Source organism: Motiliproteus sp. SC1-56, from assembly GCF_017309075.1.
Classification (GTDB): Bacteria; Pseudomonadota; Gammaproteobacteria; order Pseudomonadales; family Balneatricaceae; genus Motiliproteus.
The window spans coordinates 94,131-119,391 of the sequence record NZ_JAEMGS010000011.1; the positions used below are offsets into that span (position 1 = coordinate 94,131).

23 protein-coding genes are annotated in these 25,261 nt (G+C 60.6%); 8 read left to right on the forward strand and 15 right to left on the reverse strand.

The window, feature by feature from the left end:
- Positions 1–230: 230 nt before the first annotated feature.
- The 4 genes from asd to leuC all read right to left on the reverse strand — a co-directional run bounded on the left by asd (position 231) and on the right by leuC (position 4,658).
- Positions 231–1,346, reverse strand: a complete 1,116-nt coding sequence (gene asd / locus JGZ97_RS13260) for an aspartate-semialdehyde dehydrogenase (protein WP_207063119.1) — start codon at positions 1,344–1,346, stop codon at positions 231–233.
- A 110-nt stretch (positions 1,347–1,456) separates the two neighbouring features.
- Positions 1,457–2,533, reverse strand: coding sequence for a 3-isopropylmalate dehydrogenase (leuB, locus tag JGZ97_RS13265; protein ID WP_207063120.1), 1,077 nt, complete (start codon positions 2,531–2,533; stop codon positions 1,457–1,459).
- Positions 2,534–2,572: 39 nt separating this feature from the next.
- The gene (gene leuD, locus JGZ97_RS13270) at positions 2,573–3,217 is read right to left on the reverse strand and encodes a 3-isopropylmalate dehydratase small subunit (RefSeq protein ID WP_207063121.1); all 645 of its coding nucleotides are present in this window, start codon (positions 3,215–3,217) and stop codon (positions 2,573–2,575) included.
- 10 nt (positions 3,218–3,227) lie between these two features.
- A complete protein-coding gene (leuC, locus tag JGZ97_RS13275) occupies positions 3,228–4,658 on the reverse strand; it encodes a 3-isopropylmalate dehydratase large subunit (RefSeq protein WP_207063122.1) in 1,431 nt (476 codons plus the stop codon).
- Positions 4,659–4,773: 115 nt separating this feature from the next.
- Here leuC and JGZ97_RS13280 point away from each other — a divergent pair, with 115 nt between their 5' ends.
- Genes JGZ97_RS13280 through phaC form a run of 3 tightly spaced genes read left to right on the forward strand, consistent with a single transcriptional unit; the run spans position 4,774 to position 7,722 of the window.
- Positions 4,774–5,661 carry a LysR family transcriptional regulator gene (locus tag JGZ97_RS13280; protein WP_207063123.1) on the forward strand — a complete coding sequence of 296 codons (888 nt, stop codon included), beginning with the start codon at positions 4,774–4,776 and terminating at the stop codon, positions 5,659–5,661.
- A gap of 58 nt (positions 5,662–5,719) precedes the next feature.
- On the forward strand, positions 5,720–6,661 hold the full coding sequence (locus tag JGZ97_RS18530; RefSeq protein WP_207063124.1) for a poly(R)-hydroxyalkanoic acid synthase subunit PhaE: 942 nt from the start codon (positions 5,720–5,722) through the stop codon (positions 6,659–6,661).
- Positions 6,658–7,722, forward strand: coding sequence for a class III poly(R)-hydroxyalkanoic acid synthase subunit PhaC (gene phaC, locus JGZ97_RS13290; protein WP_207063125.1), 1,065 nt, complete (start codon positions 6,658–6,660; stop codon positions 7,720–7,722). The genes JGZ97_RS18530 and phaC overlap by 4 nt, the downstream gene beginning before the upstream one ends.
- A 2-nt stretch (positions 7,723–7,724) precedes the next feature.
- Here phaC and phaR read toward each other — a convergent pair whose 3' ends face one another.
- The 4 genes from phaR to prmB form a co-directional block, all read right to left on the reverse strand.
- The gene (phaR, locus tag JGZ97_RS13295; RefSeq protein ID WP_207063126.1) at positions 7,725–8,243 is read right to left on the reverse strand and encodes a polyhydroxyalkanoate synthesis repressor PhaR; all 519 of its coding nucleotides are present in this window, start codon (positions 8,241–8,243) and stop codon (positions 7,725–7,727) included.
- Positions 8,244–8,481: 238 nt separating this feature from the next.
- Entirely contained in the window at positions 8,482–9,633 is a 1,152-nt protein-coding gene (locus JGZ97_RS13300) for an MFS transporter (protein WP_207063127.1), read from the reverse strand.
- 8 nt (positions 9,634–9,641) lie between these two features.
- Positions 9,642–10,745, reverse strand: coding sequence for a chorismate synthase (gene aroC / locus JGZ97_RS13305; protein WP_207063128.1), 1,104 nt, complete (start codon positions 10,743–10,745; stop codon positions 9,642–9,644).
- 35 nt (positions 10,746–10,780) lie between these two features.
- Positions 10,781–11,695, reverse strand: coding sequence for a 50S ribosomal protein L3 N(5)-glutamine methyltransferase (gene prmB, locus JGZ97_RS13310; RefSeq protein WP_207063129.1), 915 nt, complete (start codon positions 11,693–11,695; stop codon positions 10,781–10,783).
- Positions 11,696–11,785: 90 nt separating this feature from the next.
- Here prmB and JGZ97_RS13315 point away from each other — a divergent pair, with 90 nt between their 5' ends.
- Together JGZ97_RS13315 and folE are read left to right on the forward strand one after the other, a co-directional pair.
- On the forward strand, positions 11,786–12,358 hold the full coding sequence (locus JGZ97_RS13315; protein ID WP_207063130.1) for a Smr/MutS family protein: 573 nt from the start codon (positions 11,786–11,788) through the stop codon (positions 12,356–12,358).
- A 39-nt stretch (positions 12,359–12,397) separates the two neighbouring features.
- Entirely contained in the window at positions 12,398–12,937 is a 540-nt protein-coding gene (gene folE / locus JGZ97_RS13320; RefSeq protein ID WP_207063131.1) for a GTP cyclohydrolase I FolE, read from the forward strand.
- A 40-nt stretch (positions 12,938–12,977) separates the two neighbouring features.
- Here folE and JGZ97_RS13325 read toward each other — a convergent pair whose 3' ends face one another.
- Positions 12,978–13,889, reverse strand: a complete 912-nt coding sequence (locus JGZ97_RS13325; protein WP_207063132.1) for a DUF4892 domain-containing protein — start codon at positions 13,887–13,889, stop codon at positions 12,978–12,980.
- Positions 13,890–13,990: 101 nt separating this feature from the next.
- On the opposite strand from JGZ97_RS13325, the gene JGZ97_RS13330 reads away from it, so the two are divergent.
- Positions 13,991–15,790: a PglL family O-oligosaccharyltransferase gene (locus JGZ97_RS13330; protein ID WP_207063133.1), complete on the forward strand. Its 1,800-nt coding sequence runs from the start codon at positions 13,991–13,993 to the stop codon at positions 15,788–15,790.
- Here JGZ97_RS13330 and JGZ97_RS13335 read toward each other — a convergent pair.
- The 4 genes from JGZ97_RS13335 to JGZ97_RS13350 all read right to left on the reverse strand — a co-directional run bounded on the left by JGZ97_RS13335 (position 15,775) and on the right by JGZ97_RS13350 (position 20,749).
- Positions 15,775–16,824, reverse strand: coding sequence for an NAD(P)H-dependent glycerol-3-phosphate dehydrogenase (locus tag JGZ97_RS13335; protein WP_207063134.1), 1,050 nt, complete (start codon positions 16,822–16,824; stop codon positions 15,775–15,777). The genes JGZ97_RS13330 and JGZ97_RS13335 overlap by 16 nt on opposite strands.
- Before the next feature lie 36 nt (positions 16,825–16,860).
- On the reverse strand, positions 16,861–18,171 hold the full coding sequence (gene rhlB / locus JGZ97_RS13340) for an ATP-dependent RNA helicase RhlB (protein WP_207063135.1): 1,311 nt from the start codon (positions 18,169–18,171) through the stop codon (positions 16,861–16,863).
- 128 nt (positions 18,172–18,299) lie between these two features.
- Positions 18,300–20,414 (reverse strand): ATP-dependent DNA helicase DinG, encoded by a 2,115-nt coding sequence (gene dinG, locus JGZ97_RS13345; protein ID WP_370584066.1) that lies wholly within the window; start codon positions 20,412–20,414, stop codon positions 18,300–18,302.
- Positions 20,411–20,749: a glutathione S-transferase N-terminal domain-containing protein gene (locus JGZ97_RS13350; protein ID WP_207063136.1), complete on the reverse strand. Its 339-nt coding sequence runs from the start codon at positions 20,747–20,749 to the stop codon at positions 20,411–20,413. The genes dinG and JGZ97_RS13350 overlap by 4 nt, the downstream gene beginning before the upstream one ends.
- Before the next feature lie 88 nt (positions 20,750–20,837).
- Between JGZ97_RS13350 and lexA the strand changes: the two genes are divergently transcribed.
- Together lexA and JGZ97_RS13360 are read left to right on the forward strand one after the other, a co-directional pair.
- A complete protein-coding gene (lexA, locus tag JGZ97_RS13355; protein WP_207063137.1) occupies positions 20,838–21,446 on the forward strand; it encodes a transcriptional repressor LexA in 609 nt (202 codons plus the stop codon).
- Between the two features lie 5 nt (positions 21,447–21,451).
- Entirely contained in the window at positions 21,452–21,892 is a 441-nt protein-coding gene (locus JGZ97_RS13360; protein ID WP_242521763.1) for a cell division inhibitor SulA, read from the forward strand.
- Positions 21,893–21,932: 40 nt separating this feature from the next.
- Here JGZ97_RS13360 and JGZ97_RS13365 read toward each other — a convergent pair whose 3' ends face one another.
- Positions 21,933–22,457 carry a DUF6586 family protein gene (locus JGZ97_RS13365; RefSeq protein WP_207063138.1) on the reverse strand — a complete coding sequence of 175 codons (525 nt, stop codon included), beginning with the start codon at positions 22,455–22,457 and terminating at the stop codon, positions 21,933–21,935.
- A gap of 40 nt (positions 22,458–22,497) precedes the next feature.
- On the reverse strand, positions 22,498–25,167 hold the full coding sequence (gene topA / locus JGZ97_RS13370; RefSeq protein WP_207063139.1) for a type I DNA topoisomerase: 2,670 nt from the start codon (positions 25,165–25,167) through the stop codon (positions 22,498–22,500).
- Between the last annotated feature and the right edge of the window lie 94 nt (positions 25,168–25,261).

A 25,261-nucleotide genomic window follows, 5' to 3' on the forward strand; every position in this document is an offset into this window, starting at 1 on the left:
TAAAGAAATTCACACCGAGTCCACGTAAAAAGCGTGGTCAAAGCCCCGACAGGCTCATACGAATGCGGGTGAAAGTATTATTTATTAACAGCCTTTAATCAATATCCCGGCCTGGGGGGGAAAACCGCAAATCCCCTTTTTATTGACCTAGATAAAAGCTACACCGCCAAAAACACAAAAGCCGGCTACCTGTCCAGTAGCCGGCTTTTTCAAATCCAGTCGCGACAACCCTAGGCCGAACCGCGCTGCAAAATCTGGAGCATACGACGTAGCGGCTCAGCAGCCCCCCAGAGCAACTGATCCCCTACCGAGAACGCGTTCAGATATTCGCCCCCCATGTTCAGCTTGCGAATCCGTCCGACTGGCACGCTCATGGTACCGGTAACCGCAGCGGGAGTGAGCTCCTTCATGGTCACTTCACGATCGTTAGGAATCACCTTCACCCAGTCATTGTGCTGGGCCATCAGGGCCTCAATCTCATTCAGCGGCAAATCACGCTTAAGCTTGATGGTAAAGGCTTGGCTGTGACAACGCATGGAGCCGATGCGCACACAGGTACCATCCACCGGCACCGGGTTATCCTGGCGACCCAGGATCTTGTTGGTCTCAGCCTGGGCCTTCCACTCCTCCCGGCTCTGACCGTTTTCCAGCTGAGTGTCGATCCAGGGAATCAGGCTGCCGGCAAGGGGAACGCCAAAATGATCCGTACTCAGGCCGTCACCCCGAATGGTCTCGGCCACCTGGCGGTCGATGTCCAGAATAGCGGCCGCCGGGTTATCCAGGGCACCAGCCACGGCGCCGTGGATCTGCCCCATCTGGCGCACCAGCTCACGCATGTGCTGAGCCCCGCCCCCGGAGGCGGCCTGGTAGGTCATGGAGGTGATCCACTCCACCAGCCCCGCCTTGAAAAGCCCGCCCAGGGCCATCAACTGCAGACTTACCGTGCAGTTGCCGCCGACAAAAGTCTTGATGCCTTTGTCCAGACCCTGCGCGATGACATCGCCATTGACCGGATCCAGCACGATAATACTGTCATCCTCCATGCGCAGAGAGGAGGCGGCATCGATCCAGTAACCGTCCCAGCCCGCCTTGCGCAGTGCCGGGTAAACCGACTTGGTATAGTCGCCACCCTGACAGGAGATGATGACATCCATGGGGGCCAGCTCGTCGATGCTGGTTGCGTCTTTTAACGCCGAAATCTCTTTACCAATATCAGGCCCGGCCTGACCTACCTGGGACGTGGTAAAAAACACGGGATCAATGGAGTCAAAATCCCGCTCCTCGAGCATACGCTGCATCAGTACGGAGCCAACCATACCTCGCCAGCCGACAAAACCTACACGCATCTTGGAGTCCTATTTTGAAAAAAACACGAAATGCCGAAACGGCATCAGCTTTTTAGGATTACGTAAATTGGCGCCGCCCGCAACCGGAGGGCGCCAGCGAATCAGCCCTTTTATTCCAGGGCCGCGGCCACCGCATCCCCCATTTCGGAGGTTGAAACCCGCCGAGTATTGGCACTCTGAATATCTGCCGTGCGCAAGCCCTGGTCGAGAACCCGGCTTACCGCCACCTCGATCCGTTGGGCCGCGGCCTCCTCGCCCAGGGAGTAACGCAGCATCATCGCCGCAGAGAGAATCGTTGCCAGCGGGTTGGCCACACCCTGGCCTGCGATATCCGGCGCCGACCCGTGACAAGGCTCATACATCCCCTTGCCCTGCTCGTCGAGGGACGCCGAGGGCAGCATACCGATGGAACCGGTCAGCATCGCCGCCGCATCGGAGAGAATATCGCCGAACATGTTGCCGGTGACGATGACGTCAAACTGCTTGGGATCGCGGACCAGCTGCATGGCAGCATTGTCCACGTACATGTGGCTGAGCTCCACGTCGGGATACTCCTTGGCGACCTCTTCCACCACCTCCCGCCAGAGGACGGTCACCTCCAGCACATTGGCTTTGTCCACGGAACAGACCTTCTTGTTCCGCTTACGGGCCGACTCGAACGCAACCCGGGCAATCCGGCGAATTTCAGACTCGGCGTAGACATAGGTGTTGTACCCCTGGCGCTCACCGTTCTCCAGCGTCCGCACCCCCCGGGGCTGCCCGAAGTAAATGCCGCCGGTCAGCTCACGCACAATCAAGATATCGAGGCCCGCGACCACCTCCGGCTTCAGCGTCGAGGCCGCCGCGAGCTGCGGGTAGAGAATGGCAGGACGCAGGTTGCCAAACAGATCCAGCTGGGAGCGAATGCCCAGCAACCCCTTCTCGGGCCGAATCGCTGGATCCAGCGCATCCCACTTGGGCCCGCCCACGGCACCCAGTAGAATGGCGTCCGCCGCTTTAGCCTGCGCCAGGGTTTCCTCCGGCAGCGGCACCCCGGTGGCATCCACCGCCGCACCGCCCAGCAACCCCTGCTCCATCTCGATCGCGAGCCCGGTGAGGCTTTTCAGCCGTTCGAGCACTTTGCAGGCCTCGGTAACGATCTCAGGGCCGATACCGTCGCCGGGCAGTACCAGAATTCGCTTGCTCATGATTGATTTGTCCTTACCTGTGCTGATATTTACGGGAGTTTAACGAGAGCCGAACAGCCAGGGCGCCTGCTCGCGCCTTCTGGCTTCGTAGGCGCGAATCTCTTCGCCGTGCTGCAAGGTCAGACCAATGTCATCGAGCCCGTTGAGCAGGCAGTGCTTGCGAAAATCGTCGATCTCGAACCCAAGTGCTGCGCCGTCAGGCTTGATGACCTGCTGACGCTCAAGGTCGACCTCAAGCTCGTAGCCGTCTTGCGCCCCTACCTCTGCAAAGAGCACGTCAACATCGCTCTCTTTTAAAACAATCGGTAACAGGCCGTTCTTGAAGCAGTTGTTAAAAAATATCTCAGCGAAGCTGGGAGCGATGATCGCCCGGATTCCAAAGTCGTCCAGCGCCCAGGGGGCATGCTCACGGCTCGAACCGCAACCAAAATTCTTGCGCGCCAGCAGAATCGAGGTGTTCTGGTAACGCGGCTGATTGAGGACGAAGTCCGGGTTCTTAGGCCGGCCGCTGCAGTCCTGATCGGGCTTACCTTCGTCCAGGTAGCGCAACTCATCAAACAGGTTGGGGCCGAATCCCGAACGCTTGATCGACTTCAAAAACTGCTTGGGAATGATCATGTCGGTATCCACGTTGGCGCGGTCAAGCGGCGCCACGACACCCCGGTGCTGACTAAAGGATTTCATGCTTTGACTCCTAGCCCTGGTTCAACATTTCGCGCACATCGACAAAGTGACCGGCGATGGCTGCCGCTGCCGCCATCGCCGGGCTGACCAAATGGGTGCGGCCACCAAAACCCTGGCGCCCTTCAAAATTGCGATTGGAGGTGGAGGCACAATGCTCCCCCTGCCCCAGCTTGTCGGCATTCATCGCCAGGCACATGGAACAGCCCGGTTCGCGCCATTCCAGACCGGCCTCGGTGAAGATTCGGTCCAGCCCTTCGGCCTCGGCCTGTGCCTTAACCAGCCCGGAGCCCGGCACCACCAGCGCCTGTTTGAGCGAAGCCGCCACTTTGCGCCCTTTGACCACGGCGGCCGCCTCTCGCAAGTCCTCAATGCGGGCATTGGTGCAGGAGCCGATAAAAACCCGGTCCAGCTTGATATCCGTGATTGGCTGATTGGCCTCCAGCCCCATGTAGGCCAGCGCCCGCTCAACCCCCTGGCGCCGGGTCGCGTCTACCTCCTGCGCGGGGTCAGGCACCCGCGCATCCACGGGAAGTACCATCTCAGGCGATGTGCCCCAGGTCACCTGGGGCTTGATGGTTGCGGCATCGAGCACCACCACCTCATCGAACCGCGCGTCAACGTCACTGTGCAGGTCTGCCCAGGCCTCCACGGCACGGGCCCAGCTCTCCCCGGCGGGGGCAAAAGGCCGTCCCTTGACGTAGTCGATGGTGGTCTGGTCAACCGCCACCATGCCGGCACGAGCGCCGGCCTCGATCGCCATGTTGCAGACGGTCATGCGCCCCTCCATGGAGAGACTCCGGATTGCGCTACCGCCGAATTCGATGGCGTAGCCAGTACCGCCGGCGGTGCCGATTTCTCCGATAATCGCCAGCACCACGTCCTTGGCGCTCACTCCGGGACCCAGCTCGCCGTCGACCCGCACCAACATGTTCTTCATCTTCTTGGCGATCAGGCACTGAGTGGCGAGCACATGCTCGACCTCGGAGGTACCGATCCCGTGTGCCAAGGCGCCAAAGGCCCCGTGGGTGGAGGTATGGGAGTCGCCACAGACCACAGTCATTCCGGGCAAGGTGGCGCCCTGCTCTGGCCCCACCACGTGCACGATCCCCTGGCGCTGGTCCTTCATCTTAAACTCGAGAATGCCGAACTCGTCGCAGTTCTCGTCCAGGGTCGCCACCTGGATTTTGGAAACCGGATCCTCGATCCCCTCGACCCCGATGGCCCGCTCCTTGGCTGTGGTAGGGACGTTATGGTCCGGGGTGGCAAGATTGGCATCCAGGCGCCAGGGCTGGCGCCCCGCCAGGCGCAAACCCTCAAATGCCTGCGGAGAGGTCACTTCGTGCAAAAGCTGGCGATCGATGTAGATCAGGGCGCTGCCGTCCTCCTGCTCTCGCACCAGGTGGGCGTCCCAGAGTTTGTCATAGAGCGTTTTGCCGGCCATTCGTGCATCTCCTAACTCGCCGATGGATGAATTGGTTTGACCGCATCCTATTGAGCGCGTTTAAATAACACAAATTTATTTTTTTTATGTTTTGCATTCCAAAAAGGAATTCGAAATGGACGCCCAAAGCCTCAACGCCTTCGTCTGCGTCGCCACCACGGGGTCTTTTTCCACCGCCGGCGAGCGCCTGTTTCTGACCCAACCCGCCGTCAGCAAGCGGATCGCCAACCTTGAGGCGCTGCTGGGCCAGCGCCTGTTCGACCGCATCGGCCGCCAAGTCAGTCTGACCGAGGCCGGCGCCCAACTGCTGCCCCGGGCCCGGTCAATTTTGCAGGAGATCGACGATACCCGGCGCCAGCTGTCCAACCTCAGCGGCACCGTGGGCGGACGCCTGTCCCTGGCCACCAGCCACCATATCAGCCTCCACCGCCTGCCCCGGGTGCTCAAGCGCTTCTCCCGGGAATACCCCGAGGTGGAACTGGATCTGGAATTTGCCGAGTCCGAGGTCGCCTACGACCGCGTGTTGCAAGGCCAGCTTGAGCTGGCCGTGATCACCCTTTCGCCGGACCCGCATCCACAGATCGCCTCCACCCCGATCTGGACCGACCGGTTACGCTACAGCGTCGCCCAGGACCACCCGCTGACCCAGCGCTCCCAGGTCCGCCTGCAGGATTTGACCGACTACAACGCGATACTCCCGGGGCGGGCCACATTCACCCGACAGATCGTTGAACAGAGCTTTCGGGCCCAGAACCTGGATCTGCGGGTGGTCATGTCCACCAACTACCTGGACACCATCCGCATGATGGTCAGCATCGGCCTGGGTTGGAGCCTGCTGCCAGAGACCCTGATCGACGCCTCCCTTAAGGTCCTCCCCGCCTCCCCCGAGGACATCATCCGCCCTCTGGGCCTGATCGTTCACAAGGAACGCACCCTTTCCAACGCCGCCCGGGCCTTTATTCAACTGCTTGAATCGGCAGGCGACTCGGAAAACAAATTTTGAGTTCCCGGGCACGACCGGTACCATTGGCACTGCCCATATTCGGGCCGGGAGGAGAACGGTGACGCAGAATTCACAGCAGACATTGCACGACTGGCTAGAGGCGCAACACGCCTTCTGGCAGAGTCTGCTGGGGGATGAAAACGCTGCTCCCGAGGACTGGGAGACACTGTTCGAAGCCTGCCGGCGGCAGGCACAGGCTGCCACTGCCCCCCTCGATGCCAAACTGATGGAATCGATGGCGAAACAGGTGCAGGGGTTCTGCCGGTGCGGCGAACGCCTATTGCGAGCGCTGAAAACACCGGATGACATCCCCGAGTTAGAGGACGCGCTGGAAGCATTCTGCGAGCAGCTACTGCACCAAGCGGATCTGGACACCGCTCGCCACTGGGAGCCCTCGCCCCAGATCGAGGCGTTTATTGAGCGCCTAACCCAGACCCTGGGCAGCGGCTTTCCTCTGGATCTGCCCGGCCATCCGCCGATGCCACCGTGGCGCGAACGCACCCGCGAAGCGCAAAAACTTTACCGGCGTTACCGCGACGCCCTGCAGGAATACCTGGAGTGCCTGCGCCGGGTAAACCGCCAGACCCGCACCCGCATGTTCGAGACGCTACGCACCGATCCGCCGGAAAGCCTGCTCGGGCTGCACCGGCTCTGGATCGACTGTTACGAGCACTGCTACCACCAACAGCTGCAGAGCGAGCATTACCAAACATGCTTTGGACGCCTGGCCAACGCCGCGCTGGCCCTGCAACAGCTGGCCCGCCGTTACTGGGAGCCGGAATACCGGCTAATGGGACTGGTTTCCCAACAGGACTATAGCGACCTCCTCAGCGCCCATCATCAGCTACGCAAACAGCTGCGCCAGAGCGAACAACAGCTCGCCCAGCTTCGCGCCTCTCAAGAATCCCAGCAGCAAACCCTGCAGCGGGTCGAGCAGCGCCTGAAATCACTCCAGAAGCAGGTACACGCGACGGCCCCTGAAGCCCCCGAAGGCCGATGAAGCGTTTTAACCTGGACCCCGCCGCACTGACCGCCGAAATGGTCGCCCTAAACCGGACCCTTCTGAAAGGAATGACCACCCTTCAGGGGCTCGGACCGATTGAGGTCGGCAGCACCCCCCGCACCCAGATTTACGCCGAGGACAAGCTCCGGCTGTTTCACTATCCCGCACGCAGCGGCACGCCAAGCCACGCACCGCTATTGATCGTCTATGCGCTGGTCAACCGCCCCTACATCCTTGACCTGCAGCCGGATCGGTCGCTGATCCGAGGCCTCACTGAGCATGGCATTCCCGTCTATCTGATCGATTGGGGCTACCCCGACCAGACCGACCGCCACCTCGACCTGGACGACTACCTGAACAACTATCTCGACCACTGCGTGGACCAGACCCTGAGTCACGCCGGCAAAGATACCTTAAACCTGCTCGGTGTCTGCCAGGGCGGTACCTTCAGCCTCTGTTACAGCGCCCTCAACCCAAACAAGGTCCGCAATCTGGTTACCCTGGTGACACCGGTTGACTTTCGCACGGACGACAACCTGCTGGGCCAACTGACCCGGGAACTGGACCTTTCACTTGCGCTGGACACCTACGGCAACGTGCCGGGCTTTCTGCTGGCACAGTTCTACAACAGTCTGATGCCGGCACGCCTGGGGATACAGAAGAAACTTGAAATGCCGATGCAGCTGGCGGATCAGGAGAAGGCAGGAAACTTCCTGCGAATGGAGCAATGGATACAGGACAGTCCGGATCTGGCGGGGGAAGCCTGCCGCGAATTTGTGGAGCAGTTTTACCGGCGAAACGCACTGATCACCGGCGGTCTAAAAATCGGTAACCGCGCCGTCGACCCCGCCGCTTTCAAAGGACCGGTACTCAACCTTTATGCCGCCCGGGACCACCTGGTCCCACCTTCGGCTTCCATCGCACTGGAGGCGATCACCGGAAGCCGCGATTACAGCGCCCACGAACTCCCCGGCGGCCATATCGGCGTGTTCGCGGGCCGGCAGGCCCAGGCGCGCCTGCCGGCGCTAATCGGACGTTGGCTAAAGGCGCGCCAATAGCCTTACTTGCCGCTGCTCTCGTCCGGTGCCTGCTTGTCTTCACCGGCCGCAGCAGCCTTTGGCGTTTCAGCCTCCGACTCCGGCTTGGCTGATTTCGGCTCTTCGCCCGGGGTGAACATATTCCACATCGCCATGTTCTGGTCGGCGATCTTGTTCATCATATTGAGCGGATTGGCCGCATCGATCATCGACTCCATCTGCTCGCGAATACGGTCCTGCTGGGAAAGAAACGCACCGATGCTCTGCTCCAGATATTGGCGCATCATTCCCTGCATGCTGTCCCCGTAAAAACGGATCAACTGCTGCAGTACCTGGTTGGTCAGCATGCCCGCGCTTTCCCCTTCCTGCTCGCTGATGATCTGAAGCAGAATGTTGCGGGTCAGGTCTTTACCGGTTTTGGAGTCCTGAACCTGAAACTGCACGTTTTCCAGGACCAGCTCTTTCACATCCTCAAGGGTGATATAACAGCTTCGAGAGGTGTCGTAGAGGCGGCGGTTGGTGTACTTTCTTAAAATTCGCAAGTTAACTCTTCCTCATCCTGGCAGACCTAAACGGGGCAGCCCTGCTGGTCTTATTATTAGCGCCTTTCGCTTGTAATTTCCTGCTCAACAGTTTCGCGGGGACAAATAACAACAAGCGATGCAAGTCACGCGATGCTTTTAAAAGCTTATTGCTGGCAATCCTACAATAGATTCTTTGATAAGGATATTTTGTCGTTTTATTTGAATGCGCCAAGCGTGTAACAAGCCCATCGCACGCTCACATGGACGCCAGTTTCAACCAACGCCAGGCCACCACCCACCCCATGAGGCTCACGACCGCTGCAAACCAGAAAATGGCCTCTCCATCGAAACCACTCCAGATCACACCACTCAAATAGGCCCCCAAGGCTCCGCCGATTCCAAAACCGACGCTGCTGTACAGGGCCTGCCCCTGGCCTTGAGTCGAGGCGGGGAAAAAATGATGAACCAGAGCGATGGCAGCGGCATGAAGACAGCCAAACGTCACCGCATGGAGCACCTGGGCGATCAACACCAACGGCAACACGTCCGGATAGCCCGCGGTCAACCACCACCGCAGCACGCAGGTCAGCAGACTGGCGAGAACCAGCCGACGAAGCCCGACAAAGGCGATCAGGCGGTGCATCACCAGAAAGACCCCCACTTCGGCCACCACCCCCAGCGCCCAGAGCAGACCAATCGCCACCTTGCCATAGCCCTGCTCTGCCATGTAGATGGAGTAGAAGCTGTAATAAGGGCCGTGCCCGAGCTGGATCAACAGGCAGACGCCCAGAAAGGCCAGCACCTCCGGCCGGCGCAGAGTTGCTGACAGCGCTCCGTGGTGCCGAGAGACAACGTTTTCAGTCGTTGCCGGAACCCACAAGGTCGAAAGGGCCAGCAGCAGCATCAGCCCCCAGAGAATCGGCACCAAATAACCGATCTCCACGTAATCAAACAGGGCACCGAGGAGAACGACGGCAAGGATAAAACCCACCGAGCCCCAGACCCTGACCCGGCTGTAGCGGTGCTTATGCTCACCGAGCGCACGCAGGGTCACCACTTCAAACTGAGGGAGAATGCCGTTCCAGAAGAAGCTGAAACCGAACATCAGCCAGAGCAGCTGTCCAAATCCTTTCGCCTCGAACGCAAAGCTGAAAACAGCCAGGGTGGCAAAAGCCCCCAGGCGGATGACCAGCACCCGGCGGCCACTGCGATCGGCCAGCCAGCCCCAGAGGTTGGGGGCGATGATGCGGGTAGCCATTAACATTGCCATCAAGGCGCCGATGGCGACTTCATCAAACCCCAGAGACTGCAGATACAACCCCCAGAAGGGAACAATCCCTCCCAGGAGCGCAAAATATGCCAGATAGAACGAGGAGAGCCGCCAGTAGCTGCTCCCGGGGCACTCCATGACAGCCCTCAGCGGTCGGGAGCGTGGGCGGGGATCCGCGGCACCCGACTGCTGACATCGGCATTCTGCCCACGGTGGCGCAACAGGTGATCCACCAGCACCAGCGCCATCATCGCCTCCGCAATGGGGGTGGCACGGATTCCGACACAGGGATCGTGACGCCCCTTGGTGACCACCTCGATCGGCTCGCCGGCCTTATTGACGCTGCGCCCGGGCAGGCGCAGGCTGGAGGTGGGCTTGAGCGCGATATGAGCGACAACATCCTGGCCGCTGCTGATCCCCCCCAGCACGCCGCCGGCGTGATTGGAGAGGAAGCCCTCTGGAGTGATTTCATCGCGATGCTCGGTGCCTTTCTGTTCGACCACCGCAAAGCCGTCGCCGATCTCCACCCCTTTCACCGCGTTGATGCTCATCAGGGCGTGGGCCAGGTCCGCATCCAGGCGATCGAAGATGGGCTCACCCAGCCCCACCGGTACGCCGCTGGCCACCACGCTGATGCGGGCACCAATGGAGTCTCCCTCTTTGCGCAGGGCGTCCATGTAAGATTCCATCGCCTCAACCTTGTCCGGGTCAGGGCAGAAAAACGGGTTCTTATGCACCTCCTCCCAGACCAGCTGCTCGGCCCGGATCGGCCCCAGCTGCGAAAGGTAACCCCGCACTTCTATCCCGAGGGTCCGCAGATATTTCTTGGCCACAGCACCGGCTGCGACCCGCATCGCGGTTTCCCGGGCCGATGAGCGTCCTCCGCCCCGGTAATCCCGAAGACCGTACTTCTGCTCGTAGCTATAGTCGGCGTGACCCGGCCGGAAGCTTTCCTTGATATCGGAGTAGTCCTTGGAGCGCTGATCGGTATTTTCGATGATCAGACCGATCGGGGTGCCGGTAGTGAGCCCCTCAAACACACCGGAAAGTATCTTTACCTGGTCGGGCTCACGACGCTGGGTGGTGTGTCGCGAGGTGCCCGGCTTACGCCGGTCAAGATCCGCCTGCAAATCGTCTTCGGTAAGCGGAACCCCGGGAGGGCAGCCATCAACGATGCAGCCCAGGGCGGGCCCATGGCTTTCACCGAAGGTGGTGACGGTAAACAGCTTTCCGATTGTGTTTCCTGACATGCTCGACTCCGCTCACCGGCCTCCGAAGGCCGGGTTTAAAACTGACTCTGGTAACGCGCCAGATCCTCGGCGCTCAACACGAAAACGCCATTCCCCCCTTCCGGAAGATCCACCCAGATAAAGGGCACTTCCGGATAGGCCGCCTGCAGGGCGGCCTCGGAGTTACCCACCTCAACGACGAGCAGCCCGTCAGGGGTGAGAAAATCCAGGGCCTGGCGCAGAATCCGACGGGTGATATCCAGGCCATCCTCCCCGGAGATAAGCCCCATCACCGGCTCATGACGATACTCCGCCGGCATGGCCTCGAAATCCTGCTGGTCCACGTAGGGCGGGTTACTGACGATCAGCTGGTAGCGCCGCCCTTCCAGCCCTGTAAAAAGATCACCCTGGTGCGTCCTAACCCGGTCTTGCAGACGGTGGCGTTCGATGTTGCGCTCGGCGACCGAAAGCGCCTCGGGAGAAAGGTCGACCAGATCCACCGATGCGTCTTCGAACGCCTTAGCGCAGGCAATACCGATGCAACCGCTACCGGTGCAAAGATCCAGAACACTGTCCACCGCCACCTCTAAAAGCCAGGGCTCGAAGCCGTTTCGGATCAACTGAGCGATGGGTGAACGGGGCACCAGAACCTGCGCGTCAACGTAAAAGGGCAAGTCGCAAAACCAGGCCTCCCCGGTCAGGTAGGGGGCGGGCAAACGCTCCTCGATGCGGCGTTGAAAAAGGCTCAGCACCTCGGCTTTTTCGGATTTCAATAAACGCGCATGCATCACCTGGGGATCTGCGTCCCAGGGCAAACCCGCGGCATGCAGCACCAGCTGCACAGCCTCATCCCACGCATTATCAGTGCCGTGTCCGAAAAAGAGCCCGGCCCGGCGAAAGCGGGCCGCACCGAGGCGAATAAAGTCAAGGATGCTGTGTAGCTCGTCAAAAGCCGGATCTTTTGGAGTCATGAATGTCTGGATACGTCGGTTAACACTGGCCTCTGCGGCCAGGGCGGGTAAAATGGGATCCTATAGTAATGAATCTGCTGATAAAGCGCCATGTCCGACCCTGATACCGCAGACACGCCCTGCTTTGCCGATCTGATCGGCAACGTGCAGCGACACCGGCATGACCGTGCCGACACGGGAGCGGTCCGCCCCCGCGGCCCGGGACACCTTTACCGGCGCCAAGCGGCTGTCGAGGAGACCGAGGGCGTGAGTAGCGGCCTGTCAGACGCCCTATGCTCCCCGGTTTCATCCGAAGAAAGCCTGGTTTTTGCCGCTCCCGGCGTGCAGCACAACACCCTGCGCAAGCTGCGCAAGGGCCATATCCCCTGGCAACAGGGCATCGACCTGCACGGTTACCGGGTCGACGACGCCCGCGAAGCACTGGGCCGCTTTATCAGGGACGCGGCCCGCGAGGGCCTGCGTTGCGTCCTGGTCGTGCACGGCAAGGCGCTCAACGGGGACGGAACCGCCCCGATAATCAAGTCTCACGTTAACGACTGGCTGCGCCAGCTGTCGGCAGTACTGGCCTTCACCTCAGCACAACCCGTCGACGGCGGCACCGGCGCGCTTTACGTGCTGTTGCGCCGAGACCGGGATACACCCTTTACCTCATCGCCGCTTTAGCGTAGCGTACGCACTTTTTTATTTTCCCCGGAAGCCGCCATGAAAGACGCATTCACCTCCATACTCAGAGCCGTCGGAGAAAACCCGGATCGAGAAGGTCTGCGGGACACTCCCGAGCGGGCCGCCAAGGCCATGAGCTACCTGACCAAAGGCTACGGACAGACCCTGGACGAGGTGGTGAACGGTGCGCTTTTCGACTCCGACAACAGCGAGATGGTGCTGGTCAAGGACATCGAGCTCTACTCCCTGTGCGAGCACCACATGCTGCCGTTTGTCGGCAAGGCACACGTGGCCTACATTCCCTCGGGACGGGTGCTCGGACTCTCCAAGATCGCCCGCATCGTAGACATGTACGCCCGGCGGTTACAGATTCAGGAAAACCTTACCAAGCAGATCGCCGACAGCATTATGGAAGTCACGGGTGCAGCGGGCGTCGGCGTGGTCGTCGAAGCCCAACACATGTGCATGATGATGCGGGGGGTGGAAAAGCAGAACGGGCTGATGAAAACCTCCATGATGCTGGGACTGTTCCGAAACAACCCGGCCACCCGCACCGAGTTCCTCTCCCTGCTCCGCTAGGCTGCGACGGGCACCGAGACAACGGCTACCGCAAACGCACTCACCGCACCAGCACCTCGATCCGGCGGTCCGGAACATCCCTGTCGTAGGCAGGGGCCAGGAAACCGACCCCCTCGACGTGCAGCCGTTCTCCGGGCAACCCCAGCGCCGCCAGACGACTACCCAGGCGCCGGGCGGCTGCCCGGCCCGGGCCCCGAGCCCCCGGATCACCCCGCCAGTCGGTATGCCCGACCAGCCAGACCTGGCGGTCGCTATTCCCTTCCAGCAGCTCCCCGAGCGCCTGCGCCAGATCCTGGACCTGCGACTCAGAGGGCTCCAGACCCAAGTACACGCGCCGCCCCTCGCTCAACAACAACACCAGCGAGATCGGATCGGAACCAACCTCCTCTGTCGGCGGTCGAACGTGATCTACTTGCAGGTAAACCCGGCGATTGCCCCGGCGAATCGCGTAGGCCACGAGGTATCCGGCTCGCTCCCCCTCCAACTGCGCCAGCAGGTAAAACTGCTCGCGATCTATCCCATAAAGACGGGCAATCCCCAGCTGCGCATTGGCCCACTGGTTGCTCGGCCCGCAGTCCCGCCCCGCGCACTGATAGAGCACCTGGTCGGGCTTGAGCGCCAGGGAGCGGAAAAGATAATCAAATGCCTCCTTGCTGGTGTGCCCCGCAGGAATTCGGTAGGTGATGCGGGTTAGCATGCCCTCGACATAGCGTTCACGCTCGGGAGAGATCACACCGTTGATTTTACGCATAGGCCCCAATGCCAGCCGGTATTCGGGCACTGGTTGCTGTTGATAGTCGACAATGTAGGAAAGCGGGTAACGGGGAATACCGGGCAGGTCACTGGAGCCGGGGACATCCGTCGCGGCGACCGCCATCAGGCTGAAAAGAAAAGAGAAAAAACAGCAAACAAGCGCATTCAACCGGCACCGCTGCCTAATAAACAGGTTCATAACGCTCCTTGTGGAGGACAACACAACAAAAAAACCGGGGCGGTATTCGATAGGACCAAGTTTCGCTATGATCGTCACCTCAGTATCCCGGGAGTACGATGATGAGCCTAGCAGAAAGCCCTCACCTTTTACGCTTCAACCGCGCTTTCGTGGCCCTTTGCGGCGGTCTTTTTTTGCTGGCCCCGCTCTACTATCAGGATAATCTCGGCGGCGAGGGGCTGTACATCCCCTTCAACAATGTTGTCTGGGTTTTCACCTCCTTTATCATCGGCTTGGGGCTGATTCGCCTGCTCACCAGCAACCAGGTGCGGGTTCCGCCACTGACCCTGCCCCTGCTCTTCTTCGTCGCGGTGACCACACTTTTAGGGGTGATCAACGAGGTTTCCACCCCGGTCTCCTGGCTGTTTCGCAACCTCGCCATCTGGGGCGGCGTCCTGCTGTTTTTCGCGGCGGCCCAGTTCCCCCTCAACCGGCGCTGGGGCGAGCGCCTGCTCTATGTACTGGTTGCCTCCAGCTTGCTGCAGGCTCTGATATGCCTGGCCCAGCTGACGATCACGTCTCCACCGCTGGGATGGCTGCCGCAATCCCCCGGGGTGCCGAGGGGGATCTTCCAGCAACAAAACCTGGCGGCCACCTTCCTGGCCACCGGCCTTGCCGCCTGTTTTTACCTGGTTACCGCGCCCGGCTTCCGACGCAGCGCCGCAGCCGCCAAAGCCCTGCTGCTGAGCGCTGCCACTCTAAATACAATGATCCTTCTGACCGCGGGTTCGCGGGTCGGCCTCCTAGCGGCGACTATCTCACTACTGCTGATCGGCGCCTGCCGCCTGCGACCGCTGCTGAACCGGCCCCGTTACGGCGTTTTTTTCCTGGTCGCGGTGCTGATTGGCGCCGGCATCGGCACCCAGCTTGAAAGCCGAACAGGCGGCTTTTCCTCGACACTGGACAAGCTCGAAGCCGTATCAAGCGGCACCGACGACCCGCAACGAGGTGACGTGCGCCTGATGATCTATGGCTCGAGCTGGGACCTGTTTAAGCAGGCACCCATTATGGGCCACGGTATCGGCGGCTTTCAAAAAGCCTGGCACGACTACAAGCCCCTGTATCACGATAAACACCCCGACGCCGCATTCCTCAAGGATCGGCTCACCCATCCCCACAACGAAATCCTGTTCTGGGGGCTAGAGGGCGGGCTGCTGGCACTGCTCGGCCTGCTGGTGGTCGCGGTTGCGTTTTTACGCCAGATCTTTCGGCTGGGATGGCAGCGGGGCGGCGCCTACCTGGCCCTGGTGATTCCCATCACCCTACACACCCAAGTGGAGCTTCCATTCTATATTTCACAACTCCACTGGCTGACCCTGATGCTACTGGTGGCGCTCGCGGCCAGTCATCATGTCCGCACCCGCCCGGTGCGGCTATCTCGAATGGCACGCCCGCTGGTTCTTGCCACCGGGGTGGCAATCCCCACCCTCGTTACCGTGTTTATGAGCCACAGCCTGGTGGCCAATCGCTACCTGACCGATGTCACCTTTACCCAGGCGCCGCAAGCCGAGCAGGCCAAGAAATTGCGTTTTGCCGAACAGAACCTCTTTTATCAGGACCGCGCGGAGTTTATCGCTATGCAGGGGCTGCTACGTTATGCCCTGGCCAAACCGGAACCGGCGCTACTGCCGCGCTACATCGACTGGGCGGAGGCGTTTCTGGAGGTAATTCCCGAGGCCAGCATCATGTCGGCCCTGGCGGTTGCCCTCTATGAAAACGGGCAGGAACAGGAAGGAGCTGAGATGATCACCCACGCCATAGCGCTCTACCCAACTCAGGCGCCGGTACGCCAGGCGGAGGATTACCTCAACAAACAGGGGCTGGAATTTAACGTGCCGCGACCGGGCTACCTTAAGCCCTGATCCTCACTTGCCGAGGGTGCGCTCGCACCCTCGAACTCGACGTCAGTTGCCTGCTCACGCAACATAAGGTTACGCACCACGCTCGCGACCGACTGCCCTTCAAACACCACGGCGTAAAGGGCATTAACCAGCGGCATGGGAATACCGGCAGTTTCAGCCTGAGCTTTGATATAACGGATACTGTTGACCCCTTCGGCCACCTCACCAAGCTGGCCGACAGCCTCATCGAGGGTTTTTCCCTCGCCCAGGGCATAGCCGACACGGTAGTTGCGACTCAGGGGCGACATGCAGGTGGCGATCAAATCCCCCACCCCCGCCAGCCCCAGAAAGGTCATGGCATCGGCACCCTGGGCCACCGCGAAACGGCTCATTTCGGCTAGACTGCGGGTGATCAACATGCTGCGGGTGTTTTCGCCCATCCCCATGGCGGCGCACATCCCCGCGGCGATGGCATAGATATTTTTCAATGCCCCCCCGAGCTCCACGCCCTCCACATCGGCGCCGGCGTAGACGCGGAAATAGTCGCAGTGAAGCACCGCTTGAACGCGGCTGCAGAGCTCCGGAGAACGGCTGGCGATCACGGTGGCGGTCAGTTGCCGGGCGCCGATTTCCTTGGCCAGATTGGGGCCGCTCAACGCCCCTACCAGACACTGAGGGGCCTCTTCGGACAACACCTGGCTCATCAGTTTAAAGCTGCCGGCCTCCACCCCCTTGGTGGTGCTGACCAGCATCTGCCCTGCCTGTAGCCAGGGCTTCACCTGGCCCATCACATCCCGGAAGTGCTTGCTGGGGATGGAGACGAAGATCACATCGGCGCTGGCAAGGGACTCGAAATCGGTCACCGGGTGGAGGTTGCCATGCAGCTCCGTTCCCGGCAGGTAGCGCCGGTTTTCCCGGCTCAGGGCCATTTCCTCCGCCTGCTGCGGATTGCGCATCCACTGGTAGACCCGATGCCCATTTCCTGCCGCGATATTGGCCAGGGCGGTGCCGAAACTGCCCCCGCCCAACACACTTATTTGCAGCGAATCGCTCATGGCTAACGCTTCCTTGTTTCAGACACCGGCTTCGCCCTAGGCGGGGCGTTTCAGCAAGGCCGCCTCAGGGTGGATACACTCCAGCTTACGACCGATCAGCGCCTCGATCTCCGGCAGCATGAACGCATCGGTTTCGCAGGCGAAGCTGAAGGAGACACCTTCGGCACCGGCCCGACCGGTGCGGCCAATCCGGTGAACGTAGTCTTCCGGGTCCTCCGGAAGGTTGTAATTGATGACGTGGCTGACGCCTTCCACGTGGATGCCGCGCCCCGCCACGTCGGTGGCGACCAGGACCTTGATCTTGCCGCTGCGGAACGCCTCCAGGGTTTTCACCCGTTGTTTCTGGGTGACTTCGCCGGAGAGCATATCCGCAGCAACCCCGGCCCGCTTGAGCCGCTCGCACAGTCGGCGGGTCTGGTCGCGCCGGTTGGCAAACACCATCACCCGCTCCAGGTGTTTCTGGTTGACCACGTTGTAGAGCAGGTTGAATTTATCTTCCTCGCTCACCAGGTAGACCTGCTGCTCCACCGTGTCGGCGGTGACCCGCTCGGGTTCGATCTCGACTTGCTCGGCGTCGAGGGTCCACATACGGGCTAGGTTGAGAATATCGTAGGAGAAGGTCGCGCTGAAAAGCAGCGTCTGGCGATCCTTCTTGTGCGGCGTGCTGCGAATAATACGGCGCACATCGGGAATAAAGCCCATGCTGAGCATGCGGTCGGCCTCGTCCAGCACCAGCACTTCCACTCCGCTGAGGTCCACATCACCCTTTTCATTGAAATCGAGCAGGCGCCCCGGTGTCGCCACCAGAATATCCACTTCCTGTTCGCGCAGCTGGCGGCGCTGGCGCTCGTAGTCCATGCCGCCAACCACGGTCAGCACTTTAAGCTGCGCATACTTGACCAGGCCCGCGGCGTCGTTGGCGATTTGCATCACCAGCTCGCGAGTCGGTGCAACCACCAGGGCACGCGGCTTGCCCTTCTTGCGCCTGCCTTCGAGGGGGTAGTCGATCAGATCGGTAATGATGCTGATGAGAAAGGCGGCAGTCTTGCCGGTACCGGTCTGGGCTTTCCCGGTCAGGTCCTTACCCTCAAGGGTATGGACCAGGGTCTTGGCCTGGATCGGGGTGCAGTATTCAAATCCCAGGTCGGCGATGGCCTGCATCACCACGTCAGGAAGGTCGAGATCGTGAAACCGCACTTTGCCTTCAGCGGGTGCCACCTTGAACTGATCAGGGGACCAGGAAGCCGCGGCAGCAGGGTTGCGCGGAGTGTGCTCTGAGGTGGTGTCATCCCGCGCGGGCTGCGCGGCAGATGGGTTATCGTTCTTTTCGGTCCACTTGCTAAACAACAGAAATCTCCGTTCCCAGGAAAAAGAGGGATGGTCGCCGAGGCCAGGACTGGTCGAACAGCCACGCTCCCTGTAACAACCGCTGCCGGATTGTAAAGCAAAAGCGCCGAGACGCCTACTGATTCACCTTAGTCGAAACAACGTCTAAACGGGGGGAGCGCATCCAGCAGGGCCCGCCCATAACGCTTACTGCGCAGGCGGTTATCGAGCAGGGTAATCACCCCTCGATCCTGCTCCGAGCGAATCAGGCGCCCGCAGGCCTGGATCAGGCGCACCGAGGCTTCCGGCACTGAAAGCTCCATAAAGGGGTCCCCGCCCCGCTCACGAACCCAATCATAGAGCGCCGCATCCACCGGATGACCCGGAACCCCAAAGGGTATCTTGGCAATCACCACGTGCTGCAGGTAAGCGCCGGGCAGGTCAACGCCTTCGGCAAAGGACGCCAGCCCGAACAGCACGCTCCCCTTGCCCTCATCCACCCGCTCGCGGTGACGGCGCAGCAACTCCTGCTTGGAGTGCTCCCCCTGCGCCAGAATCCGGGCCCGCAACTCCTTACTGGCCGCGTCCCGTACCGCCAGCATCTGCCGCCAGGAGGTGAACAACACCAAGGCGCTCTGGTCGGGTTTTAGCGCCGACTCCAGGGTTTCCACCACCGCGGCATCATGCCCCTGGGGGTCGCTGGGATCAGCACTCAGGCGAGGAATTCGGATCTCCGCCGCCTGCTCGTACTGGAACGGGCTGGGCACCCGGGAGAAGCGGGCATCGGCCGGCAGTCCGGTCTGCAGCAACAGGTGGTCGAAGCGATCGAGCGCAGTTAGGGTGGCAGACGTCACCACCGCTCCAGCACACTTGTCCCATAACTGCTCGCGCAGCGCTTCAGCCGCGAGGATGGGACTGGCGCAGAACTCCCGATCCTCGCCATCCGTGATGCTTTCCAACCGGCTTAGCCAGCGCGCCTGGGGCAAAGGCCCTTCCGTGGCCGCAGCAGCGTAATCGCGCCAGAGCCCCAGGGCATTTTCCAGCCGCCCCTGCATCGTCGCCAGAATCGGGAACCAGCGCTCGGCCTCTTCCCGCGGAATACCGATAAGAGGCTCAGTGATCGCCTCTTTCAGGGTTTCAACACTGGCATCCAGCTGGGTCGCCAATCGGCCGAAGATTCCCGACAGCTGACCGCTGAGCTCTATCAGCGCCGACGGCAGCTGCCCACCTGAAAAACGAAAATGTTGCTCGCGTTCCCTGCTGCTTCCGGTCTGCTGTTCCAGCTCAAGCCCCAACTGATCCAGGGACGTCAGCAGCGGCACCGCGGTCTCAATCAGCTCACCGGTCGGGGCTAGGTGACGCGCCAATGCGTCGGGATTGCCAAGCTCCTTTAGCAATCGGTGCAGCGTCTTGGGCAACTGCTTAAGCCAGGCACCGGTAGCGCGCACCCGCACCCGGTGGCTGAAATGCTGCAGCGCCTTATCGGCCAGATGATGCCCCTCATCAAACACATAAAGCGTATCCTGGGGGTCGGAGAGGATGGCCCCGCCCCCCAGGGACAGATCGGACAGCACCAGATCGTGGTTGGCGACGATACAATCCGCCTGCTCCAGCCCCTGCCGGGCACGAAAAAAGCTGCACCCCGAGAAGTGTGCGCAGCGCCGGTTGGTGCACTGGCGATGGTCGGTCGTCACCGGTTGCCACTGTCGATAATCGAGCTCATCCGGCCAGTTATCGCGGTCGCCGTCCCAGTCACCCCGCACGTAAGCTTCACTAAGCTCCCGGTAAAGCGCGTAACTCCCCTCATCGAGTCGCAGCGCCTGCTCATCTTCGTAAAGCGCCCGGTTGGGGTCCTGCTCCTCGTGCTGCTGCAACAACTGATCAAGCTTGCTCAGACACAGATAGCGACCGCGCCCCTTCGCCAGCTCGAAGGTAAACTCCAGGCCACTGTGGGCCTGAAGGTCAGGCAGATCCTTAAAAACGATCTGCTCCTGCAAGGCCACCGTGGCTGTCGAAATCACCAGGCGTTTATCCAGATGACGGGCCACGGGCAGCGCCGCGAGCATATACGCCACCGTCTTCCCGGTACCGGTACCCGCCTCTACCACGGCAAAGGCCGGTCGCCCTTCCGCCCCCAGCAGCCCCTTCACTGCTTCAGCGATCATCAGCCGCTGCCCGTAGCGGGGCCGATAGCCCTTACTTTCCAGGTATTGACGATAGGCACCCTGTACTTCTTCGCGCAGGGCCTTGGGCAAATCGCTCACCGCCCCTCCTCCCGCGCACGCGCCTGCAGGTAGTCGACAATTGCGGCGGATTCGTACAGCCAGACATCACCATCCCCACCGGCGATCCGCAGGCAGGGCACCTGCACCTTACCCCCCTCACCCTCCAGCTGCTCCCGCCAACGCCGCCGCCTGTCGATATCGCGGCACTCAACAGCAACCCCCAGGCGATGCATGGCGAACCGAACCCGTAAGCAGTACGGACAGGCCGGGTAGTGATAAAGACTGAGACCCTTAAGCGTACGTTTGCGGTTACGCGGTACCAGCGTCTCAAGAACAGAGACACCCAATCCCAAGGCGCGACGAACTGATTTCAAAGGCAGATTCCAAAAAACGCGGTAGATTAGCTAGACAGCTGTATAAAAACACATATACTGTACAAAAAAACAGATGGCGTAGCGAGCAATGATAAAACTGACTCAACGGCAGACCGAGGTACTCGATTGCATCCGGCACTATATAGAAAGCACCGGATATCCGCCAACCCGGGCAGATATTGCGCGGGAGCTGGGGTTTCGCTCCGCCAACGCCGCCGAAGAGCACCTCAAGGCCCTTGCCCGCAAGGGCGCCATCGAGATTATTCCCGGCACCTCCCGGGGGATTCGCATACCCGACATGGAAGAACCCAGCCAGGGGCTTCCGATCATTGGGCGCGTCGCCGCCGGCAGCCCCGTCCTGGCCCAAGAGCACATCGACAACTACTGCAACCTCGCCCCCGACTTCTTCTCCCCCAAAGCGGACTATTTCCTGCGTGTTCAGGGACTAAGCATGATTGACGCAGGAATTTTCGACGGCGACCTGCTGGCGGTCCACCAAACCCGCGAAGCCCGCAACGGCCAGATCGTCGTCGCACGCATCGAGGACGAGGTGACCGTGAAACGCTTTCAAAAGGACCGAAACAAGGTCCTGCTGATAGCCGAAAACCCCGACTTCTCACCGATCGAAATCGATCTCGAACAGCAAGCACTGGTCATCGAAGGACTGGCCGTGGGCGTGCTGAGACAAGGGAGTTGATGGATATGCAACTAGAACTGATTCGGAGCGAACAGCCCCACCGCACGACAGCGCGCCCGCGCCGCCAGGGAACAGGCCTGGGTTTTGGAATGGGAGGCAAACTCACCGAAATCATCCTGGCCGATGAAGATGAGTACAACTTCCAGCTGCTGATGCCTTTACTGGCCCAGCTGAGCCGCGACGACCGCTGGTTCGCCTGGATTGCACCACCGCTGAAACTACCCAAAGCCTGGCTGCTGCAGGCAGGGATCGACATCAACAAAATCATACTGCTCCAGCCCAGCGGCAGCCACAGCGCCCTTAAACTGGCCCGGCGCGCGCTGGAAACCGGCACCTGCCATGCGGTGATCAGTTGGCCCGGCGATCTCCGCCAACAAGACCGCGAGGAGCTGGAAGCGGCCGCACGGCACGGCCAGAGCCATGCCATTCTGGTGCGCCCCCGCTAGGGGCGCGATCCAGTGACTTCAAGCCCGACGAACGTTTGCTTTACCACTCTTTCATCGAGGCGCGCAGCCGGTCTACCAGTTCGCGGAACCCATCCAGCCACTGCTCAAGCTGCTCAATAACAGCCCCCTCCTCATTGTGATCCGGATTGACCTGGATCACGTGAATTTCCGAGAGACTGGCGTGGGACGCACTTTGCGCCTGCACCCTATCCTCCGCCGACCAGCAAGCATTGTAGGCGCCCAACATTGCACTCAACCAGCCCTCTGCAGCGAGCAACTGCTTCAGCTCGCGCACCTCGGGGGTTTCCACTCCTTGAGCGCTGAGTGCAACTTCCAGCTGCTCCAGCGAATCGATACTGGCCGGCTCGGCACGGTAAACTTCAGCGATTTCACGCAGCAGGCTGCCGTAGGCGCAGGCCAGATGAAACAGTACCGACTCGTTGAACGACTCCACGAGCGCGTGCTTGCTCCAACCCACGCTTTCACGGGCTCCTTTGAGCTGATCCAGGTGCAAGCGGGCAAAATTGAGTTTCTGGTTAGTGCGGGAAATATACACGCTGGACATCAATAACTCCTGTCATTCAAATGCAGTCCGGCTCTGGCGGCTACTTTTTAGCGGCTGATTTAGCTTTCGGCTTGGCCTTGGTTTTTTTCGTAGTCTCTTCCACCCAGCGCCCGTCCTGGTAGAAAGCCCGCCAACCGGTCGCCTTCTTATCCACTTCAGACATCACGTACTGCTCTTTGGTTTTGCGGCTGAAGCGGATAACCGCCGGGTTCCCCTCCGGGTCTTGCTGCGGTGCCTCAAGGAGGAAGTGGTACTTGGGATCAATTTCGTCCCGGTGCGGCACCAACTCGCTCACCAAGGGCGCGCGGGTCTCGCGGTTTTTGGGAAACTGGCTGGCGGCCAGAAACAGCCCCGATGCCCCGTCGCGCAGAACATACTGGTCGTCCACCTTCTCGCAGGACAGTTCCGGCATGGGCACGGGATCCATTTTCGGAGGCGCGACGTCACCGTTTCGCAGCAGCTTGCGGGTGTTTTTACAACCATCGGCGGTGCAACCAAAATACTTCCCAAAGCGGCCGGTCTTGAGCTGCATATCCGCGCCGCACTTGTCGCATTCGATCACCGGGCCCTCATAGCCCTTGATTTTGAACTGCCCCTGCTCCACTTCGTAACCGGGACAGGCGGGGTTGTTGCCACACACGTGCAACTTACGCGCCTCATCAACGAGATAGCTATCCATGGCCGTGCTGCAAAGCTTACAGCGGTGCTTCTTACGCAGCAGCCGAGATTCAGCTTCGTCATCGGCATCAGCGCTGATCACTTCATCCCCGTGCACCAAGTTAAGGGTGCCTTTGCAGCGCTCTTTCGGCGGCAGTGCGTACCCCGAACATCCGAGGAATACACCGGTACTGCCGGTTCGAATCATCATCGGGCGATTGCAGTTCGGGCAGGGAATATCGGTCTCGGTGGGAGAGTTTGGACGCATCCCCTGCTCTGGGTCCTCCGCGCTCTCCAGCTTCTTCTGAAAATCCGCGTAAAAACGGTCCAGCAGGGCTTTCCACTCCTGCTTGGCGTTTGCCACGTCATCGAGGGCCTCTTCCATTTTGGCGGTAAAGCCAAAGTCCATCAGGTCCTCAAAGCTTTCCAATAGCCGGTCAGTGACGATGTCACCGATTTTCTCGGCATAGAAACGCTTGTTCTCAAGCTTCGCGTAGCCACGGTCCTGAATGGTGGAAATGATGGCGGCATAGGTGGAGGGGCGACCAATGCCCCTCTTTTCCAGTTCTTTTACCAACGCTGCCTCAGAATAACGCGGGGCCGGCTTGGTAAAGTGCTGGCTGGGATCGAGCCCTTTCAGAATCAGTTTCTCCCCAGGCTCCAGCTCGGGAAGAATGACGTCTTCCTCCTTTTTCCCGGCCGGGGGCTGCACCTTCAGGAAGCCGTCAAAGCGCAGGATTCTCCCCCGCGTTCTCAACTCGAAATCGCCGCAGCGAACCTGAATGCGGGTACTGGTAAACTCGGCTGCCGGCATTTGGCAGGCAACGAACTGGCGCCAGATCAACTCATACAGTCGCTGCGCATCGCGTTCCATGTCCGTGAGATTGGCAGCACGCACCTCCACATTGGAGGGTCGGATTGCCTCGTGGGCCTCTTGAGCGCCTTCCTTGCTGGAATAGGTTATGGGCGCGTCCGGCAGGTACTTTTCGCCAAACTGCTGCGCGATGAACGCCCGGCAACCCTCGACCGCTTCGCGACTGAGGTTGGTGGAGTCGGTACGCATGTAAGTGATGTGACCGGCCTCGTAAAGGCGCTGGGCCAGCATCATGGTCTTTTTCACCCCGAAGCCAAGGCGGGTGCTCGCCGCCTGTTGCAGGGTGGACGTGATATAAGGCGCGCCAGGCCGGCTCTGGGTCGGCTTGTCCTCGCGCTTTGCCACCTCGTAGCTACCGGAGTGAAGGGCGTCGAGGGCCTTTTCGGTCTGTTGCTTGCTGGTGGGACGGAACGTTTTTCCGCCCTCCTTGGTGACTTCGAAGCGGACCTTGGCGCCCCGCTGCGTCATCAGGTCGGCATCCACCTCCCAGAACTCTTCGGGCACGAAGGCTCGAATTTCACGTTCGCGCTCGACGATCAGGCGCACGGCCACCGACTGCACACGGCCGGCGGACAACCCCCGCGCCACCTTGGACCACAACAACGGGGACACCATGTACCCCACCACCCGATCCAGGAAACGACGGGCCTGCTGCGCGTTGACCCGGTGCATGTCCAGCTCCGAGGGTGCCTCAAAGGCTTCGGTGATGGCGTTCTTGGTAATCTCGTTGAAGACCACCCGCTTGTAGCGCGCCTCATCGCCACCGATCGCCTCGCGCAGATGCCAGGCGATAGCCTCACCCTCGCGGTCCAAATCCGTCGCCAGATAGATGGCATCGGAACTCTTGGCCAGACGACGCAGCTCCTCAACGACCTTCTCCTTGCCCGGCAGGATCTCATAGTGCGCCTCCCAACCCGCGTCAGGATCCACCCCCATTCGGGCAATCAGCTGTTCGCGGGCCTTGCGTTGCTTGTGCAGCGCCCGCTGCTCCGGGTCGAGTTTGCGGGTTTCTGCGGCCGCTTTCGCTCGGGCCTTGGCGTCGACAGGCTTACGCGCGCCACTGGTGGGCAGGTCACGAATATGGCCCACACTGGATTTAACGACAAAGCCACTACCCAGGTATTTGTTGATGGTCTTGGCTTTGGCCGGCGACTCGACGATGACTAAGGATTTACCCATAGAATAAAAAACTCGAATTAAGGCATTGCAGAGATGGATGGCCTTGCGAGCGACATATATACGGACTCAATGAGCGAGGGTCAAGCGCACCACC

Bases quoted from the DNA above. Each gene is read 5' to 3' on its own strand.
- asd (WP_207063119.1), bottom strand. From the start codon at position 1,346: ATGCGTGTAGGTTTTGTCGGCTGGCGAGGTATGGTTGGCTCCGTACTG.
- leuB (WP_207063120.1), bottom strand. From the start codon at position 2,533: ATGAGCAAGCGAATTCTGGTACTGCCCGGCGACGGTATCGGCCCTGAG.
- leuD (WP_207063121.1), bottom strand. From the start codon at position 3,217: ATGAAATCCTTTAGTCAGCACCGGGGTGTCGTGGCGCCGCTTGACCGC.
- leuC (WP_207063122.1), bottom strand. From the start codon at position 4,658: ATGGCCGGCAAAACGCTCTATGACAAACTCTGGGACGCCCACCTGGTG.
- JGZ97_RS13280 (WP_207063123.1), top strand. From the start codon at position 4,774: ATGGACGCCCAAAGCCTCAACGCCTTCGTCTGCGTCGCCACCACGGGG.
- phaC (WP_207063125.1), top strand. From the start codon at position 6,658: ATGAAGCGTTTTAACCTGGACCCCGCCGCACTGACCGCCGAAATGGTC.
- JGZ97_RS13300 (WP_207063127.1), bottom strand. From the start codon at position 9,633: ATGGAGTGCCCCGGGAGCAGCTACTGGCGGCTCTCCTCGTTCTATCTG.
- aroC (WP_207063128.1), bottom strand. From the start codon at position 10,745: ATGTCAGGAAACACAATCGGAAAGCTGTTTACCGTCACCACCTTCGGT.
- prmB (WP_207063129.1), bottom strand. From the start codon at position 11,695: ATGACTCCAAAAGATCCGGCTTTTGACGAGCTACACAGCATCCTTGAC.
- JGZ97_RS13315 (WP_207063130.1), top strand. From the start codon at position 11,786: ATGTCCGACCCTGATACCGCAGACACGCCCTGCTTTGCCGATCTGATC.
- folE (WP_207063131.1), top strand. From the start codon at position 12,398: ATGAAAGACGCATTCACCTCCATACTCAGAGCCGTCGGAGAAAACCCG.
- JGZ97_RS13325 (WP_207063132.1), bottom strand. From the start codon at position 13,889: ATGAACCTGTTTATTAGGCAGCGGTGCCGGTTGAATGCGCTTGTTTGC.
- JGZ97_RS13330 (WP_207063133.1), top strand. From the start codon at position 13,991: ATGAGCCTAGCAGAAAGCCCTCACCTTTTACGCTTCAACCGCGCTTTC.
- JGZ97_RS13335 (WP_207063134.1), bottom strand. From the start codon at position 16,824: ATGAGCGATTCGCTGCAAATAAGTGTGTTGGGCGGGGGCAGTTTCGGC.
- lexA (WP_207063137.1), top strand. From the start codon at position 20,838: ATGATAAAACTGACTCAACGGCAGACCGAGGTACTCGATTGCATCCGG.
- JGZ97_RS13360 (WP_242521763.1), top strand. From the start codon at position 21,452: ATGCAACTAGAACTGATTCGGAGCGAACAGCCCCACCGCACGACAGCG.
- JGZ97_RS13365 (WP_207063138.1), bottom strand. From the start codon at position 22,457: ATGTCCAGCGTGTATATTTCCCGCACTAACCAGAAACTCAATTTTGCC.
- topA (WP_207063139.1), bottom strand. From the start codon at position 25,167: ATGGGTAAATCCTTAGTCATCGTCGAGTCGCCGGCCAAAGCCAAGACC.